Origin of the sequence: Streptomyces sp. NPDC079020 (genome assembly GCF_044542225.1) — a bacterium.
Classification (GTDB): Bacteria; Actinomycetota; Actinomycetes; order Streptomycetales; family Streptomycetaceae; genus Streptomyces.
In genome coordinates, this window is the sequence record NZ_JBITUB010000013.1 from 157,014 (window position 1) to 174,187 (window position 17,174).

Sequence of the window (17,174 nt, forward strand, 5' to 3'; positions counted from 1 at the left end):
CCCGCTGACGTCCGCCCCGGCTCTCGCTCCGGCCTCCTGCCCCGGCTCTCGCTCCGGCCTCTCGCTCTGCCTCCCGCTCCGGCGTCCCCTCCGGACGGCCCGTCCGGGCGCGGGATACTCTAGTCAAAGTTGATGAGGAAGGAAGGGCGGTATGTCCGCGATCCGGCTGCTCGTCCTCGGCGCCGTACGGCAGCACGGCCGCGCGCACGGCTATCAGGTCCGCAACGACCTGGAGTACTGGGGCGCGCACGAGTGGTCCAACGCCAAGCCGGGATCGATCTACCACGCCCTGAAGCAGATGGCGAAGCAGGGACTGCTGCTCGCGCACGAGAGCGCCCCGTCCACGGCCGGCGGCCCGCCCCGCACCGAGTACGAGATCACCGACCGGGGCGTCGAGGAGTACCGCACCCTGCTGCGCTCCGCCATCACCTCGTACGACCAGAAGATGGATGTGCTCTCGGCCGCCGTCGGCTTCATCGTCGATCTGGAGCGGGCCGAGGCGGTGGCGCTGCTCCGGAAGCGGATCGCGGTCATCGAGGCGTGGCGGTCCTCGGTCACGGAGTACTACACCCCCGAGGAAGGCCCCGAATCGCTCGGGCACATCGGCGAGATCATGAACCTGTGGGTGCACTCGGCGGACGCGGGTGCCGAGTGGACGCGCGGGCTGATCGGGCGGATCGAGGGCGGGGCGTACACCTTCGCGGGCGAGGGCGAGCCGTTCGTCGGGGTCCTCGCGGAGGGCGAGGAGAACCCGTACGCGACGGGGGTCCCCGATCCGGGGGACGACCACTAATCAAGTTTGACGAATACCTTCGGGCCGATTATCTTTGCCCATCTAGTCAAGTTTGACTACAAAGGGGGAGTCTTGACCGACGCGATCGTCATGGAGGGCGTGCGCAAGCGGTACGGGGACAAGCGCGCCCTGGACGGGCTGGACCTCACTGTCGCCAGGGGCACCGTGCACGGTGTGCTCGGCCCGAACGGGGCCGGCAAGACCACGGCCGTACGCGTCATGTCGACGCTCCTGGGGTACGACGCGGGCCGGGTGGAGGTGGCGGGCCTGGACGTCCGCGACCGGGCGGGCGAGGTGCGGCACAGGATCGGTCTGCTCGGGCAGCACGCGGCGGTGGACGAGGAGCTGAGCGGCCGGCAGAACCTGGAGATGTTCGGGCGGCTGTACCACCTGGGCGCCCGCCGGGCGGGTGCGCGGGCGGACGAACTCCTGGAGCGGTTCGGGCTCGCGGACACCGGGCGCAAGGCCGTGGGGCAGTACAGCGGGGGCATGCGCAGACGGCTCGACCTGGCGGCGTCGCTGATCACCGGTCCGCAGGTGCTGTTCCTGGACGAGCCGACGACCGGCCTCGACCCGCGCGGCAGGGCCGAGGTGTGGAACGCGGTCCGTTCCCTGGTCGGCGGCGGCACCACGGTCCTGCTCACCACGCAGTATCTGGAGGAGGCGGACCAGCTGGCGGACCGGATCTCGGTGATCGACAGCGGCAGGGTGGCCGCGGCGGGCACCGCCGACGAGCTGAAGGCACTGGTCGGCGGCGACCGGATCGATGTGATCGTGCGCGACGCGGCACGGCTGGGGGAGGCGGCGGCGCTCCTGTCCGGGGCGGGCGCCGTCGTCGACGAGGACCGGCGGCTCCTCAGCGCCCCGGCCCCGGACCGGATGGCCGCCCTGACCCGGACGGTACGGGCGCTGGAGGAGGCGGGCATCGAGGCGGAGGACATCGCGGTGCGCCGCCCGACCCTGGACGAGGTGTTCCTGTCCCTCACGGACCGGAAGGCGGACCACACGGAGGTGGCGGCATGAGCGCGGCGACGATCGGCGCGTCGGACCGCGGCGCGGCGGACTCCGGTACGCCGGACCCCGGGGCGGGCGCGTCCCGTACCGGAGGGATCGGCTGGGCCCTGGCCGACTCCTGGACGATGACCCGGCGCGAACTGGCCCACTGGGCGCGGCAGCCGGTCCAGGTGGTCGTCGGCCTGGTCTTCCCGGTGATGCTGCTCCTGATGTTCAACTACCTGGTCGGCGGCGGCCGGGGCGTCGACGGCGACAACACCGAGTTCCTGGTGCCCGGCATGCTCGCGCTCACCATGGCCTTCGGCCTGGAGGCGACGATGCTCGCGGTCACCCAGGATCTGGGCAAGGGGGTCATCGACCGGTTCCGCTCGATGCCGATGGTCCCGGGCGCGGTGCTGGTGGGCCGGAGCGTCGCGGACATGCTCCAGTCGGTGGCGGCCCTGGCCGTGATGCTCGGCGTCGGCTACGCGGTCGGCTGGCGCTGGCACAGCGGACCCGCCGCGGCCCTGGGGGCGGTGGGCCTGCTGCTCCTGCTGAGGTTCGCGATGCTGTGGGCCGGCATCTACCTGGCGATGGTGGCGGGCAGGCCGGAGATGGTGCAGGCGGTCCAGATCCTGGTCTGGCCGGTGGGCTTCCTCTCCAACGTCTTCGCCTCCCCCGAGTCGATGCCCGGCTGGCTGGGCGCGGTGGTCGAGTGGAATCCGATGTCGGCGACGGCCACGGCGGTGCGCGGCCTGTTCGGCAACCCGGGCGGCGCGACCGGATCCTGGGCGGCCTCGCACGCCGAACTGCTGGCGGTGCTCTGGCCGGTGGCCCTGGTCGCGGTGTTCCTCCCGCTCGCGGTACGGAGGTTCGCCCGGCTCGGCCGCTGAGCCGCCGCCCGCCGGGCCGCCGCCCGCCGGGCCGCCGAACGGCTCACCGGGCGCCGTCGCCTCAGTGGTGGAACGAGGTGGCCGGACTCCGGTCGTGGCTCAACGGATGGCGCTGCGCCCGGAGTTCCGGCAGCAGCAGCCGCAGATCCTCGATCAGGAGTTCCGCCAGATCCGCCGAGAACCCGTTGCGGCACACCACGCGCAGGACCGACAGATCCTGCCGGTTGGCGGGGAAGGTGTACGCGGGCACCAGCCACCCGTGCTCCCGCAGCCTGCGGGACACGTCGAACACGTCGTACGCCCCGGTGTCCGTCGTCGTCACGGCGAACACCGGCAGCTCGTCGCCCCGGGTCAGGAGCCGGAAGTCGCCCAGCTCCTCGATGGCTCGGGCCAGGCCGCCCGCCACGTCCCGGGACGCCTGATGGACGGCCCGGTAGCCCTCCCGCCCCAGCCGCAGGAAGGTGTAGTACTGCGCCACCACCTGGGCCCCGGGCCGGGAGAAGTTCAGGGCGAACGTCGGCATGTCGCCGCCCAGGTAGTTGACCCGGAAGACCAGCTCCTCCGGCAGCTCGGCCGCCGAACGCCACAGGGCCCAGCCGACCCCGGGGTAGACGAGCCCGTACTTGTGCCCGGAGGTGTTGATGGACGACACCCGGGGGAGCCGGAAGTCCCACACCAGGTCCTCGTCCAGGAAGGGCGCCACCATCGCGCCGGACGCCCCGTCCACATGGACCGGGATGTCGAGACCCGTACGCTCCTGGAGCTCGTCCAGGGCCGCACACAGCTCCGCGACCGGCTCGTACGAACCGTCGAACGTGGAGCCAAGGATGCCGACGACGCCGATGGTGTTCTCGTCGCACAGGTCCGCCGCGGCCTGCGGGTCGAGATGGAAGCGGCCGCCCTCCATCGGGACCTGCCGCGCCTCGACCTCCCAGAACGTGCAGAACTTCTCCCAGCAGACCTGCACATTGATGCCCATCACCAGATTGGGCCGGGCGGTGGCCGGGTAGCGGCCGGTGTTCCGGGCCGCCCAGCGCCGCTTCAGCGCCAGTCCGGCGAGCATGCACGCCTCGCTCGACCCCGTGGTCGAACACCCCACGGCTGTCGCCGGGTCGGGTGCGTTCCACAGGTCGGCGAGCATCGCCACACAGCGCCGTTCCAGCTCGGCGGTGCGCGGGTACTCGTCCTTGTCGATCATGTTCTTGTCCCGGCACTCGCCCATCAGCACCCCGGCCTGGGGTTCCATCCAGGTGGTGACGAACGTGGCCAGGTTGAGGCGGGAGTTGCCGTCGAGCATCAGCTCGTCATGGACGAGCCGGTACGCCGTCGAGGGCGGCAGCGGCCCGTCCGGCAGCCGGTGCGTGGGCGGTGCGAACTCCATCCCCGCCGCCGGGTCCGCCTCTCCGAAGAAGGGGTTGAGGGCGAGCCGGCGCCGCTCCTCGGTGGGTTCGGTCCGGTGCGGATGGGCACCTCGGTGGAGCGCCATGGTCGGGCCCTTCCTCTCAGCTCTCGGCGGCCAGGCCGGCCTTGATGGCCCGGGTGAACTTCACGACCCGCTCCGCCTGGACGCGGGCGGCGGTCAGAGTCTGTTCGCCGACCGGGATGTCGCCCTGTCCCGCGACGTGCGAGGTGCCGTACGGGTTTCCGTCGACGAACTTCGTCGGGTCCGTGTAACCGGGCGCGACAAGGATTCCGCCGAAGTGGTGGATGGTGTTGTAGAGCGCGAGCAGCGTGGACTCCTGGCCGCCGTGGGCGGTGGCGCTGGAGGTGAAGCCGCTGTACACCTTGTCCGCGAGCCTGCCCGCCAGCCACAGGCCGCCGAGCGTGTCGATGAACTGCTTGAGCTGCGCCGTGATGTTCCCGTACCGGGTCGGCGAGCCGAAGATCACGGCGTCCGCCCAGAGCATGTCGTCGGGCGTGACCTCGGGGATGCCCTCCGTCGCCTTCACGTTGGCGGCCCACGCGGGGTTGGAGTCGATGGCCGCCTGCGGGGCGAGTTCGCCGGCCCTGCGCAGCCGTACCTCCGCGCCGGCCTTCTCGGCGTCCCGCGCGATGGCCCTGGCGATCGTGGCGACGGTGCCGGTGGAGGAGTAGTAGATGACGGCGACATTGACGGGCGTGGGCATACAAGGGACCTCCGTCGAACCGATCCGGCGCTGAAACCGGGCATGACTGGAGCGAGGCGTAGCTCTACGAAGGGGACGATACGGATATTCGTGACGTACGGCTCGCCGGGGGGCGCACTCGGGGGCGTCCGGCCCGCCGGGCGGCGCGTGGCGCGTGGCGCGCGGCGCCCTGCGCGTGGCTCTGGGGGCCGTGCGCCCTTTTCACCTCAGCGGCGTGCCGTCCTCGTGCAGCTGCATCTGGGGCCGCCCGGTCACCAGCAGCCAGGCGGGCAGCGTGGCCACGCACAGCAGGGGGAGCACGGCCATGTCGCTGACCAGTACCGCGGCCGTGAACAGGCTCAGCCAGCCCTGCCGGGTGATGGCGAGCAGGACGCCCAGTACCGCGCAGGACACCGCGACGGCGGGCGGCACCGCGTCGACCAGCGCATGGGCGCAGAGCCCGAGGGCCACCCCGGCGAAGACGGCCGGGAAGATCCGGCCGCCCCGGAAGCCGCAGGTCGCGGCGACGGTCAGGGCGGCCGTCTTCACCACGGCCATCACCGCGAACTCCCCGGCCGACCACCCGTCCGGGTCGGCGGAGAGCTCCTTCACCTCCTCAAGCCCCTTGAAGAGGGTGAGATGCCCGCCCAGTGCGCCCAGCAGCCCCAGCACCAGCCCGCCCGCCGCCAGGGCGAGCACGGGATGCCGCAGGGTCCGGAACAGCCGGTGCACCACGGGGAAGGCGTACACCGCCAGCAGTCCGAGCAGCGCTCCCGCCGAGGCGATCACGAGCGAGGCGAGCAGATCGCCCCACTTCGGATGTGTGTAGCCGGGCAGCGACAGATCGAAGCTCGGGTGGGCGATCAGCGTCATGGTCAGCGCCCCGGCCGCACCCGCCGCGAGCGGGGCGAAGAGCCGGTCCCAGAGCGCGCCCGGGGCGGCCTGCGAGGCGAGGGTCTCCGAGAGGATCAGGGCCGCGGCGACGGGGGTGCCGAACAGCGCGCCGATGGTGCCGGCCGCGGCGAGGGCGACCCAGAGTTCGGCCGGTGAGCCCGGCGCGGCCCGGCGGCCGAGCCAGAAGGCGAGCGCGATGTTGGCGGCGGTGATCGGGTTCTCCGGGCCGAGGCTCACCCCGCCGGCCAGCGCCAGCATGGTGACCAGGAGCAGTCCCGGGACGACACCGGGCTTCATGGGGGCGTCGACGAGGCCTGTGGTGGCGGGATCGGGGCCGCCGTGGCCGTGCACGGTGTGGACGACCAGGCCCACGGCGAGGCCGGTCGCCGTGAGCATCACGATCATCCACAGCGAGGAGTACCGGCCGATGCCGAGCGCGTCGGGAAGGGTCTCCCACAGCACGTCCTGGAGCTGTTCCGCGACCAGGCTCACGCCGAGCAGGACGAGGGCCGAGGCCACGCCCACGGCCAGCGCGGGCAGCACGGCCGGCAGCAGCCGCCGGGCGGGCGTGGGCGCGGGGGGTACGGGTGCGGGGGGCGCGGAAGCGGGGGAGTCAGGGGCCACCGGCTCACCATAACGGCGTAAAAGCCCCATAACCCTCATAACGCGGCGCGTGTGCCCGCCCCGTATCGCGCTACGTCTTGCTGATCACCGCCGCCGTCCCGTACGCGCAGACCTCCGTGCCCACATCGGCCGCCTCGGTGACGTCGAACCGCATCATCAGCACCGCGTTGGCGCCGCGCGCCTTCGCCTGCTCGACGAGCCGTTCCATCGCCTGGTTGCGGGTCTCGACCAGGGTCTTGGTCAGCCCCTTCAGCTCGCCGCCGATCATCGACTTCAGCCCGGCGCCGATCTGGCTGCCGAGGTGGCGGGAGCGCACCGTCAGCCCGAACACCTCACCGATCACCTGTGTCACCTGGTGGCCGGGTACGTCGTTCGTCGTGACGACGAGCACGTCCGCCTGGGCCGCCTGGCCGCCGCCGAAATCCTCAATGCCCATGGGTGGCACCTCCTGAGGACAGCTTTGCCCCGGTTCGTGCGGTGCGCATTTCCGCGTACGCCACTGGAACGCGGAGCCGTGCTCCGGCGTTGATAGCTTGGGGCGGCCACGCAGCCGCCATCGAACGATCCTGGAGCCCGGACCCTTGAATACGCTTGCGCTCGGCCCGAGCTGGCTGGACCCGGACTATCTGCTCAACACCTTCGGACTTCCCGGCCTTCTTCTCATCGTCTTCGCCGAGTCCGGACTGCTGATCGGTTTCTTCCTGCCCGGCGACTCCCTGCTGTTCACCACGGGCCTGCTGGTGACCACGGGCGATCTGAAGTACCCGCTCTGGCTGGTCTGCACCCTGGTGGCGCTGGCGGCGATCATCGGCGACCAGGTGGGCTATCTCTTCGGCCGGAAGGTGGGCCCGTCCCTCTTCAAGCGCCCCGACTCCCGCCTCTTCAAGCAGGAGAACGTGGAGAAGGCCCACGACTTCTTCGAGAAGTACGGACCGAAGTCGCTGGTCCTGGCCCGCTTCGTGCCCATCGTGCGGACCTTCACGCCGATCATCGCCGGTGTCAGCCGGATGAACTACCGCTCGTTCATCACGTACAACATCATCGGCGGCATCCTCTGGGGCGTCGGTGTCACGCTGCTCGGCGCCATGCTCGGCAAGATCGACTTCGTGCACGCGCACATCGAGCTGATCCTCATCCTGATCGTGCTGATCTCGGTGGTGCCGATCGTGATCGAGTTCCTGCGCGCCCGCAGCAAGTCGAAGAAGGAGGCGGCCCGCGAGCAGCGTGACGGCGACGGCCGTCCGCCGGCCGGCGGGAACCCGTCCTCCGGCCAGCGCGGCCGGCACGCCAAGCGCTGAGCGCTGAGCCGGGCCCCCGCACCGCCGTGACACCCATGCGAACGGCGCCCCCTCCGGCATCCGGAGGGGGCGCCGTTTCGCGTACGGGGCCCGTTTCGCGCCCGGGGGCGCCGCACCGCGTACGCGGGGCTCAGAAGCCGCGTGTCCGCTTGGCCGCGCGGCGGGTCGCACCCTCGACCGTGCCCGGCACCCGCATGAACAGCCGGGAGATCTCGCTCCCCAGGTTCACTCCGATCGCGATGGACAGCGCGGTCGCCACCGCCGTCGACAGCGAGGCCAGCCCCGTGTCCAGCTCGCCCTGTGCCACACCCAGCAGTCCGAAGTACGTCGCCGAACCGGGCAGCAGGGGCCCGATCGCCGCCGTGATGAACGGCAGCGAGGACGTGTACCGGTAGCGCGAGAACAACTGTCCGAACAGGCCCACCAGTCCGGCGGCCACCGCCGTGGCGGCCACGGGGGAGACGTCACTGGTACGGGCCATCGCCCCGTAGATGATCCAGGCCACGCCCCCGTTGAGCGTCACCATGAGCACGGTGGAACGTTCCTGCTGGAGCAGGACGGCGAACGCCAGGCTCAGGGCCATCGACGCCAGGATCTGCAGCACCGGCCGGTCGTTGGGCACGAACCGTGCGTCCGGATTCAGCCCGACCCCCAGCTGCACCCCCAGATAGAGGATGAGCAGCACACCGGTGACGATGCCGATGAAGAAGTACATGACTTCGAGCAGCCGGGCCGCGGCGGTGATGTAGTAGCCGGTCAGGCCGTCCTGCACACCCGCGACCAGCGCCCGCCCGGGGAGCAGCGCGAACAGCCCACCGGTGATCACCGCGGACGGACGGATGTCGGTGGAATGGGTCAGGGTCAGCGCGACGCCCATCGCGGCGGGCGGCATGGCCGCGACCATGAACTGGTAGAACTCCGGCAGCCCGCGCCCGGCGCAGAGCCAGGCCAGCCGGTCCCCGAGCATCGCGCCGGCCGCCGCCACGAGGAAGACCAGCATGCCACCGCCGACCAGGACCGAGGCCGCACCGGCGAGCAGCCCGGCGGCGGCGGTCAGCACCCAGCCCGGGTACGGGTGCCGGTTGCGGCGGATCTCCGCGAGGCGCCGGTAGGCCTCCTCCAGCGAGACATCGGCCTCTTCCGTGGTGATGTCGTCGATCAGCCGGAACACGGCGGCCAGCCGGGTGTAGTCCGTTCCCCGGCGGCGTACGGTACGGCTCGCCGTCACCGGGTCGTCGACCAGCGACGGCTGGTGCGAGATGGACAGCAGGGTGAACGTGACGGTGGGCTCCGACCGGTCCAGACCATACGAACGTGTCACCGCGAACATCGCCGCCTCGACGTCCTCGGCGCCCTCGCCGCCCGCCAGCAGCAGCTCCCCGATGCGGAGTGTCAGGTCGAGCACGCGCGGCACGGCGGGGCCCACGTCGTCCGTCCGCTGCACGCTCTCGGGGGCCGGGCGCTCGGTCACCGGCATCCGCAGCATCGTGCGCATCCGGTCCTGCCAGGGGGCTTCCTTGGTCAGCCGGATCATCGGACTGCCCTGCGCCGGAGTGAACGCGGGCGGCGAATGCTGGGCGCTGTAGGTCCTGGGCGGCGCGAAAGCGGAACTCAGTGTGTCGGAGTTCGACCCGCCGCCCGAGCCGCTTCCCGTACCGCCCCCGGAAGGGGGAGCGGACCCCGCACCGGAGCCGCCGGGCGCATCGGTCTGCACACCGGGCGGCAGGGCGAACTCGGACGTCGGATGGTCGTCCTCGGGCGGAGAGGCGGGCCGGCCCGTCCCGGCAGGCGCGGAGAAGGCGCTGCGCGCCTCGTCGGACTGGGGCTTCTGGTCCTCGGGACCGCCCTGTTCCGCCACCACTCGACCCCGCTCCTCGTCGTTGCACACCCTTGGCGGCACTTGTGCCCAGTATGGCCACGGACATGGGACCCGCACGCGAACGGGCCCCCGCGCGAACCGGGCACTCCACGCGGCGGAACAGGAAACGGGCGGCACACCCACGAGGGTGTGCCGCCCGTTCCCGTACGGCCGACCGGCTCACAAACGGAACCGGAAGAGCTGCGTCAGTGCGCGCCGCCCTGGGCCTCAAGACGCTTGTACGAGGCCTCGATCTCGGCCTCCGCCTCGGCACGGCCGACCCAGTCGGCGCCCTCGACGGACTTGCCGGGCTCCAGGTCCTTGTAGACCTCGAAGAAGTGCTGGATCTCCAGGCGGTCGAACTCCGACACGTGGTGGATGTCGCGCAGGTGCTCCACCCGGGGGTCGGACGCCGGGACGCACAGCAGCTTGTCGTCGCCGCCGGCCTCGTCCGTCATACGGAACATGCCGATGGCGCGGCACTTGATGAGGCAGCCGGGGAAGGTCGGCTCGTCCAGGATGACCAGCGCGTCCAGCGGGTCGCCGTCCTCGCCCAGGGTGTTCTCGACGAATCCGTAGTCGGCGGGGTAACTGGTCGAGGTGAAGAGGCGACGGTCCAGACGGATCCGGCCGGTCTCGTGGTCCACCTCGTACTTGTTCCGCGAACCCTTCGGAATCTCGATGGTGACGTCGAACTCCACGGGTGGCTCCTCCATGATCAACACATACGACTGGTGATTAAGTGTCCCCCACGCAGAAGAGTGCTCGCGAAAGGGGCTGGTCAACGGTGGCCGATCCGGTGGAAAGACCCTCGATCAAGCCGTTGGACAAGTGGGGCGGGCTGAAAGACACGCTCAGGGACAAGCTGAGGGACCCGAAGAAGACGTTCGGGTCGGACAACTGGCCGCTCGTCACCGGCTCCGCGCTGCTCGGCCTGGTCGTCGCGGCCGGCGCCGTCATCGCCGCCGGTCCCTGGGACTCCGGTCAGCGTAAGGCCGAGCAGGAGTGGGCCGCCGCCCGGGATCGTACAGGTGGCGCACATCACGGCCGGACCGTGCCCGGCGGACCGGCCCCCGCCCCCAGCGCGCCCGCCGTGCTGAGCGCGCTCGGCACCACCGCCGGCGGGGCGGCCCCCAAGGCCCCCGAGGACGCGGCCGGTCTCCCGGACGCCCTCGGCCGGCTGCTCGACGCGCCCGCCCTCGGCGCCCGCGCCACCGCCGCGGTGATCGACACGGCCACCGGCGAGCAGCTGTACGGGCACGGGGCCGCCACCCCGATGACCCCGGCCTCCACCGTGAAGATCGCCACCGCGGCCGCCGCGCTCTCCGCCCTCGGCCCCGGGCACCGCATCACCACGACGGTCCGGGCCTCGCCCGACCTGCGCACCGTGACCCTCGTCGGCGGCGGCGACCCCACCCTGGACAAGGCCGCCCTGCGCTCGCTGGCGGCCGGTACCGCGCGGGCCCTGCGCGCGAAGGGCGTCACCACGGCGTATCTGCGCTACGACACCTCCCGCTACTCCGGGCCCGCCCGGCACCGCATCGGCCCCAACGAGAACATCGCCCCCGTCAGCGCCCTGATGGTCGACGAGGGCCGCCTCGACCGCAGCGACCGCGGCCCGGCCCCGCGCACCGAGGACCCGGCCGGGGACGCCGCCCGCGCCTTCGCGGGGTATCTCGGCGACCACGGCGTCGACGCGGGGTCCGGGCCCCGCGCCGGCCGCGCCCCCGCCGCGTCCGAGCCGGTCGCCGCCCACCGCTCCGCCCCGCTGTCCGCCCTCGTGGAACGGGCCCTGACCAACAGCGACAACGACATCGCCGAGGCGCTCGCCCGGCAGACCGCCGTCGCGGCGGGCGAACCGGCCGACTTCGAGGGCTCCCGGCGTGCCGTCACCGCGCAGCTCAAGAAGCTGAAGGTGCCGATCGCCGGCGCCCGCCTCGCCGACGGCAGCGGCCTCGACCGCGACGACCGGGTCTCCGCGGCGACGCTCGCCGCGCTGCTGGCCCGCGCCGCCGACCCGGACCACCCCGAACTCCGCCCGGTCCTCACCGGCCTCCCGGTGGCGGGCTTCAGCGGCACCCTCGGCAACCGCTACACCGGGACCTCCGACGGCACCGGCCTGGTCCGCGCCAAGACCGGCACCCTCACGGGCGTCAACGCCCTCGCCGGAACGGTCGTCGACCATCGGGGCCGGCTGCTCGCCTTCGCCTTCCTCGCGTCCGGCACCCCGTCGGCGGCCGAGGCCGAATCCGCCCTCGACGCCCTGGCCACCGCCCTCACGGGGAACACCCGATGAGCGGCGCAACACCCCACCACCGGGCGACACCCTCACGTACGGTTGACGCATGACGAGCATCGGTGGTGCCGAGATGGTCGACTGGAAGCTCGCGGTTGCGACCGCGACCCGACTGGTCCGGCCGGGCCCCGACATCAGCCGCGAGGAGGCCCGCGCCGTCGTCGCGGAGCTCCGCAGGCATGCCAAGGCCTCGGAGGAGCACGTCCGTCACTTCACCCGGATGATCCCGGAGGGGACCGAACCGGAGGACACCCCGGTCCTGGTCGTCGACCGGGCGGGCTGGATCCGCGCCAACGTCGCGGGCTTCCGGGAACTGCTCCGTCCGCTCCTGGAGAAGATGCAGGACCGTCGCGCGGGCGGCACGGGCGGCGCCGTCCTGGGCGCGGTCGGCGGCAAGGTCACCGGCGTCGAACTGGGCATGCTGCTGTCGTTCCTGGCCTCCCGGATCCTCGGCCAGTACGAGACGTTCGCCCCCGCCACCCGTGAGCTGCCCGGCTCCGCCGACGGCGGCGGCCGGCTGCTGCTCGTGGCCCCCAACATCGTCCACGTCGAGCGCGAACTCGACGTCGACCCGCACGACTTCAGGCTCTGGGTGGCCCTCCACGAGGAGACCCACCGCACCCAGTTCACCGGGGTGCCCTGGCTCCGCGACCACCTCCAGGGCGAGATCCAGTCCTTCCTCGACGAGACCGACGTCGACCCGGTCACCGTCCTGGAGCGGCTGCGCGAGGCCGCGCAGTCCCTCTCCGGCGGCAGCCGCCCCGAGGGCGAGCGGGGCGAGGACGGCGGGCGCAGCCTGGTCGAGGTCGTCCAGACGCCCGGTCAGCGCGAGATCCTCGGCCGTCTGACCGCCGTGATGTCGCTGCTCGAAGGGCACGCGGACTTCGTGATGGACGGGGTGGGCCCCGACGTGGTCGCCTCCGTCGGCGAGATCCGGGAGAAGTTCCAGCAGCGCAGGGCGCGCGGGGCGAGCCGTCTCGACCTGGCGCTGCGCAAGCTCCTGGGCCTGGACGCCAAGCTGCGGCAGTACCGCGACGGCGAGAAGTTCGTCCGGACCGTGGTCGGCGAGGTCGGCATGGACGGCTTCAACCGGGTCTGGACCTCGCCGAACACCCTGCCGACCAAGGCGGAGATCGCCAGCCCGGCGGACTGGGTCGCGAGGGTGCACCGTAAGGCAGAGTCATGACCCGGCCCGGCCCGACGGCCGGAGAATGCCCCTCCAATCACCCATCCGAGGGACCATAAGGGCATGGGTAGGCGTGCAATGCTCGATGAGCAGCTTGGCTCTGTCACCATCGACGCACTCTGAGTGACGGGACGCACCTGTTCCGGCACCCGACGCACCCCGAACTTCATGAAGGGCACCGGACATGGGTCCCCATCCTGCGGTCGCGGCGATACGCCTGGCGGTCCGCCGCGTACTCCACGACGTACTCACCGACTACAGCCGGCACTTCGACCACGACCGGCATCCGGAACAGGCGCAGCACTCTCCGCGCGCCGAACACGTCCGGTTCGCCCGCGCCGGTGCGGCCGCCGGCCGCACCGCGCTCCCCGAACGGCCCGCCACCCCCCTCGTGCTCGTCGCGTGCTCCGGCGGCGCCGATTCCATGGCGCTCGCCTCAGCCCTCGCCTTCGAGTCCCGCAAACTCGCCGTCCGGGCCGGTGGCATCACCGTCGACCACAACCTCCAGGCGGGATCCGGCCTGCGCGCCGCCGAGGTCGTCGCCCGGCTCACCGCCATGGATCTCGACCCCGTCGAGTCCGTCGCCGTGGATGTCGGGCGGGACGGCGGCCCCGAGGCGGCCGCCCGCGATGCCCGCTACGCCGCGCTGGACGCCGCCGCCGAGCGCCACGGCGCCGCCGCCGTCCTCCTCGGCCACACCCGCGACGACCAGGCGGAGACGGTTCTGCTCGGCCTCGCCCGCGGCTCCGGCATCCGCTCGCTCTCCGGCATGGCCGCCGCGTCCGGACCGGCCGGCCGCTACCGCCGCCCCTTCCTCCAGCTCGACCGGCAGACCGCCCGCAAGGCCTGTCTGGTCCAGTCGCTCCCCGTCTGGGACGACCCGCACAACATCGACCCCGCCTACACCCGCTCCCGGCTCCGCCACGAGGGCCTGCCGGCCCTGGAGAAGGCGCTCGGCAAAGGAGTCGTCGAGGCCCTCGCCCGTACGGCCCAGCTCTCCCGCGACGATGCCGACGCCCTCGACACCTGGGCCGCCGAGGCCGAGGCCTCCGTACGCGACGACGACGGCCGGCTGGAGTGCGCCAAGCTCTACGTCCTGCCGCCCGCGGTACGCCGCCGGGTGCTGCGCCGGGCCGTGATCGACGCCGGTGCGCCGGCCGGATCGCTCTTCGCCCGGCACATCGAGGAAGTCGACCGTCTGATCACCGGCTGGCGCGGCCAGCGGGCCCTCAACCTGCCGGGCCGCGTCGAAGCCCGGCGGCAGGGTGGCAGACTGGTGATTCGGCAGAGCTGAAGCGCAAGCGGCTGAAATGCAGGCGAAACAGCCGGCCGGGCCCGGGGTCAGCCCCGGGTCCGACGGGCGAAGAAAGAGACGCGGGTGAACGAGAAGGACATGGGCACCGACCTTCAGTCGGTGCTCCTCACCAAGGAAGAGATCGACGCGAAGCTCGTCGAGCTGGCCGCGAAGATCGACGCGGAGTACGCGGGCAGGGACCTGCTCATCGTCGGAGTCCTCAAGGGCGCGGTGATGGTCATGGCGGACCTGGCGCGCGCGCTGTCCACCCCCGTCACGATGGACTGGATGGCCGTCTCCTCGTACGGCGCGGGCACCCAGTCCTCCGGCGTCGTCCGGATCCTCAAGGACCTGGACACCGACATCAAGGGCAAGCACGTCCTGATCGTCGAGGACATCATCGACTCCGGTCTGACCCTGTCCTGGCTGCTGTCCAACCTGGGCTCCCGGGAGCCGGCCACGCTCGAGGTCTGCACCCTGCTGCGCAAGCCGGACGCCGCGAAGGTCGCGATCGACGTGAAGTGGATCGGCTTCGACATCCCCAACGAGTTCGTCGTGGGCTACGGGCTGGACTACGCGGAGAAGTACCGCAACCTTCCCTTCGTCGGCACACTCGCCCCGCACGTCTACGGCGGCTGACGCCCCGAAGGGTCCGAACCACCCCGAACCGGCCCCGAAGCCGGGCGAACTCTGGGGAACCCTCACTGTTTTCCCGCCGTTGAAGGCTTCGAAAGCGGGATTCCCGGACGTTCCCGGCCGTCGCAGGCGACAATGCTGGGGTACCGTCCGAAGAACAGTCTTTATCTCACAGCAGCATTTACCTACGGGCAGGAGGGACGGGGCGACTTCGCTCCGTATGGATGGACGTGAAGCGATACTTCCGTGGGCCGGTCATGTGGATCGTGCTGGCCGTCCTCGCCGTGGTCGTGTTGATGCAGGTCGTCGGCTCGTCTGGCGGCTATAAGACGGTGGACACCGGCAAGGTGATCCAGGCGATCAGCAAGGACCAGGTGGAGCAGGCCAAGCTGACCACCGGTGACGAACAGAATCTCAAGATTGAGCTGAAGGACGGCCAGAAGCTCGACGGCGAGTCCGGCAGCAAGTTCCAGGCGAGCTACATCGGCAACCAGGGTGTCGAGCTCGCCGACACACTGCAGAAGAAGTTCGAGAGCGGTGACATCGAGAAGGGTTACACCGTCTCGCCGTCGAAGCAGTCCCCGTTCGTCTCGATCCTCCTCTCGCTGCTGCCCTTCGTCCTGATCGTGGTCGTCTTCCTGTTTCTGATGAATCAGATGCAGGGCGGCGGATCCAAGGTCATGCAGTTCGGCAAGTCCAAGGCCAAGCTGATCACCAAGGACACCCCCAAGACGACGTTCGCCGATGTGGCGGGGTCCGACGAGGCTGTCGAGGAGCTCCACGAGATCAAGGAGTTCCTCCAGGAGCCGGCGAAGTTCCAGGCCGTCGGTGCCAAGATCCCCAAGGGCGTCCTGCTGTACGGGCCGCCCGGTACGGGCAAGACGCTGCTCGCCCGCGCTGTCGCGGGTGAGGCGGGCGTGCCGTTCTACTCGATCTCCGGTTCCGACTTCGTCGAGATGTTCGTCGGTGTCGGTGCCTCCCGGGTCCGTGACCTCTTCGAGCAGGCCAAGGCGAACGCCCCGGCGATCGTCTTCGTCGACGAGATCGACGCTGTCGGCCGGCACCGCGGTGCCGGTATGGGCGGCGGTCACGACGAGCGCGAGCAGACCCTCAACCAGCTGCTCGTCGAGATGGACGGCTTCGACGTGAAGGGCGGCGTCATCCTGATCGCCGCCACGAACCGGCCGGACATCCTCGACCCGGCACTGCTGCGCCCGGGACGTTTCGACCGGCAGATCGCGGTCGACCGCCCGGACATGCTGGGCCGGCTCGAAATCCTCAAGGTGCACCAGAAGGGCAAGCCGGTCGCGAAGGACGTCGATCTCGGCGCCGTCGCCCGCCGTACGCCCGGCTTCACCGGTGCCGACCTGTCGAACGTGCTCAACGAGGCCGCGCTCCTCACGGCGCGCAGCAACAAGACGCTGATCGACAACAGCATGCTCGACGAGGCCATCGACCGCGTCGTGGCGGGCCCGCAGAAGCGGACCCGGATCATGTCCGAGAAGGAAAAGAAGATCACCGCGTACCACGAGGGCGGCCACGCCCTGGTCGCGGCGGCTTCTCCCCAGTCGGACCCGGTCCACAAGATCACGATTCTCTCCCGCGGCCGCGCCCTCGGTTACACGATGGTGCTCCCGGAGGAGGACAAGTACTCCACGACGCGCAACGAGATGCTCGACCAGCTGGCTTACATGCTGGGCGGGCGCGCGGCCGAGGAGCTGGTCTTCCACGACCCGACCACCGGCGCCGCGAACGACATCGAGAAGGCCAGTGCCACGGCCCGCGCGATGGTCACGCAGTACGGCATGACGGAGCGGCTCGGCGCGATCAAGTTCGGCGGCGACAACACCGAGCCCTTCCTGGGCCGGGAGCTGGGTCACCAGCGCGACTACTCGGAAGAGGTCGCGGCGCTCGTCGACGAAGAGGTCAAGAAGCTCATCGAGACCGCGCACAACGAGGCCTGGGAGATCCTCGTCGAGAACCGCGACATCCTCGACGCCCTCGTCCTCGAACTCCTTGAGAAGGAGACGCTCGGCAAGGAGCAGATCGCCGAGATCTTCGCCCCGATCGTGAAGCGTCCGGCCCGCCCGGCGTGGACCGGCTCCGCCCGGCGCACCCCGTCGACGCGGCCGCCGGTGCTCTCGCCCAAGGAGCTGGCCCTCACCAATGGCGCCTCCACCGCCAATGGTTCGGCGGCTCCGGCGGAGATCGCCCCGAAGGACCTGACGAAGGACATCGCCCCGTCCACCGAGGCGATTCCGGAGGACCGTCCGGAGAGTTAGCCCCGTACCGACTCCGGTGTGA

Annotated in this window: 15 protein-coding genes; 9 read left to right on the top strand and 6 right to left on the bottom strand. The window is 71.2% G+C overall.

What is annotated here, in order from left to right:
* The first annotated feature begins 151 nt into the window (after positions 1–151).
* The 3 genes from ACIGJO_RS26100 to ACIGJO_RS26110 all read left to right on the top strand — a co-directional run bounded on the left by ACIGJO_RS26100 (position 152) and on the right by ACIGJO_RS26110 (position 2,679).
* Complete coding sequence (locus tag ACIGJO_RS26100) at positions 152–793, top strand: PadR family transcriptional regulator (RefSeq protein ID WP_399961948.1); 642 nt, start codon at positions 152–154, stop codon at positions 791–793.
* A gap of 72 nt (positions 794–865) precedes the next feature.
* Positions 866–1,816, top strand: a complete 951-nt coding sequence (locus ACIGJO_RS26105) for an ATP-binding cassette domain-containing protein (protein WP_399961950.1) — start codon at positions 866–868, stop codon at positions 1,814–1,816.
* On the top strand, positions 1,813–2,679 hold the full coding sequence (locus ACIGJO_RS26110) for an ABC transporter permease (protein WP_399961952.1): 867 nt from the start codon (positions 1,813–1,815) through the stop codon (positions 2,677–2,679). Before ACIGJO_RS26105 ends, ACIGJO_RS26110 begins: the two co-directional genes overlap by 4 nt.
* 61 nt (positions 2,680–2,740) lie before the next feature.
* Here ACIGJO_RS26110 and ACIGJO_RS26115 read toward each other — a convergent pair whose 3' ends face one another.
* The 4 genes from ACIGJO_RS26115 to ACIGJO_RS26130 all read right to left on the bottom strand — a co-directional run bounded on the left by ACIGJO_RS26115 (position 2,741) and on the right by ACIGJO_RS26130 (position 6,738).
* The gene (locus ACIGJO_RS26115; protein WP_399961954.1) at positions 2,741–4,165 is read right to left on the bottom strand and encodes a glutamate decarboxylase; all 1,425 of its coding nucleotides are present in this window, start codon (positions 4,163–4,165) and stop codon (positions 2,741–2,743) included.
* 16 nt (positions 4,166–4,181) lie between these two features.
* Entirely contained in the window at positions 4,182–4,805 is a 624-nt protein-coding gene (gene wrbA, locus ACIGJO_RS26120) for an NAD(P)H:quinone oxidoreductase (RefSeq protein ID WP_399961956.1), read from the bottom strand.
* Between the two features lie 201 nt (positions 4,806–5,006).
* Complete coding sequence (locus ACIGJO_RS26125) at positions 5,007–6,302, bottom strand: ion channel protein (protein ID WP_399961958.1); 1,296 nt, start codon at positions 6,300–6,302, stop codon at positions 5,007–5,009.
* A 70-nt stretch (positions 6,303–6,372) separates the two neighbouring features.
* Positions 6,373–6,738: a YbjQ family protein gene (locus ACIGJO_RS26130; protein ID WP_399961960.1), complete on the bottom strand. Its 366-nt coding sequence runs from the start codon at positions 6,736–6,738 to the stop codon at positions 6,373–6,375.
* 145 nt (positions 6,739–6,883) lie between these two features.
* Here ACIGJO_RS26130 and ACIGJO_RS26135 point away from each other — a divergent pair, with 145 nt between their 5' ends.
* Complete coding sequence (locus tag ACIGJO_RS26135; RefSeq protein WP_399961962.1) at positions 6,884–7,600, top strand: DedA family protein; 717 nt, start codon at positions 6,884–6,886, stop codon at positions 7,598–7,600.
* A gap of 130 nt (positions 7,601–7,730) precedes the next feature.
* Here ACIGJO_RS26135 and ACIGJO_RS26140 read toward each other — a convergent pair whose 3' ends face one another.
* Positions 7,731–9,461: a threonine/serine exporter family protein gene (locus ACIGJO_RS26140; protein WP_399962102.1), complete on the bottom strand. Its 1,731-nt coding sequence runs from the start codon at positions 9,459–9,461 to the stop codon at positions 7,731–7,733.
* 203 nt (positions 9,462–9,664) lie between these two features.
* Entirely contained in the window at positions 9,665–10,159 is a 495-nt protein-coding gene (locus ACIGJO_RS26145) for an inorganic diphosphatase (RefSeq protein WP_003968257.1), read from the bottom strand.
* A gap of 86 nt (positions 10,160–10,245) precedes the next feature.
* On the opposite strand from ACIGJO_RS26145, the gene dacB reads away from it, so the two are divergent.
* The 5 genes from dacB (at position 10,246) to ftsH (ending at position 17,152) form a co-directional block, all read left to right on the top strand.
* On the top strand, positions 10,246–11,754 hold the full coding sequence (gene dacB / locus ACIGJO_RS26150; RefSeq protein WP_399961964.1) for a D-alanyl-D-alanine carboxypeptidase/D-alanyl-D-alanine-endopeptidase: 1,509 nt from the start codon (positions 10,246–10,248) through the stop codon (positions 11,752–11,754).
* A gap of 49 nt (positions 11,755–11,803) precedes the next feature.
* Positions 11,804–12,940 (top strand): zinc-dependent metalloprotease, encoded by a 1,137-nt coding sequence (locus tag ACIGJO_RS26155; protein ID WP_399961966.1) that lies wholly within the window; start codon positions 11,804–11,806, stop codon positions 12,938–12,940.
* Positions 12,941–13,124: 184 nt separating this feature from the next.
* A complete protein-coding gene (gene tilS, locus ACIGJO_RS26160; RefSeq protein WP_399961969.1) occupies positions 13,125–14,234 on the top strand; it encodes a tRNA lysidine(34) synthetase TilS in 1,110 nt (369 codons plus the stop codon).
* A 99-nt stretch (positions 14,235–14,333) separates the two neighbouring features.
* Complete coding sequence (gene hpt, locus ACIGJO_RS26165; RefSeq protein WP_399962104.1) at positions 14,334–14,873, top strand: hypoxanthine phosphoribosyltransferase; 540 nt, start codon at positions 14,334–14,336, stop codon at positions 14,871–14,873.
* Between the two features lie 221 nt (positions 14,874–15,094).
* The gene (gene ftsH / locus ACIGJO_RS26170) at positions 15,095–17,152 is read left to right on the top strand and encodes an ATP-dependent zinc metalloprotease FtsH (RefSeq protein ID WP_399961971.1); all 2,058 of its coding nucleotides are present in this window, start codon (positions 15,095–15,097) and stop codon (positions 17,150–17,152) included.
* Positions 17,153–17,174: the final 22 nt, after the last annotated feature.